The sequence below is a fragment of the Enterobacter cloacae complex sp. S3 genome (assembly GCF_014930495.1).
Lineage (GTDB): Bacteria > Pseudomonadota > Gammaproteobacteria > Enterobacterales > Enterobacteriaceae > Enterobacter > Enterobacter asburiae_B.
Window position 1 is genome coordinate 1 of record NZ_JADBRD010000100.1, and the last position, 429, is coordinate 429.

Below are 429 nucleotides of genomic sequence, written 5' to 3' on the forward strand. Positions count from 1 at the left end.
AACCCCGTCTCTCCAGCACGCTCCTGCGCAACGAGACATTTTTAGCGATGGAGGGTCACCCGGAGCGTTATCGCCGCAACTGGCAGCTAATCGCCGGTGAGCTACAGCATTTTGGTGGCGATAGCATCGCCAACACGCTGCGCCGCCATGGCAAATTTTATCGCGCGATCCTGCTGGATGTATGTAAACGACTGAAAGCGAAGGTCGACAAACAGCTGTCGACGCCGCAGATCGAGCAGCAGTTGCTGGCGCATTTTCTGCAGCACAGCTGGAATAAACTGAACGCGGAGCAAAAAGCGCAGTTTCTCGCCGCGGTGGAGTGCCGGAGCCATGAGCTGGACAGCCTGATGGCTCATCTGCTGAGGCATCGCAAGCTAAGCGAAGGCGTCACTTTGTTGCTGGACGAACGCTTAACCGCCATCCTGCGCA

At 57.1% G+C, this 429-nt stretch carries 1 protein-coding gene; it reads left to right on the forward strand.

What is annotated here, in order from left to right:
• A partial coding sequence (locus IM317_RS23665) for a ubiquinol-cytochrome C chaperone family protein (protein ID WP_305038662.1) occupies window positions 1-429 on the forward strand: 429 nt, incomplete at both ends.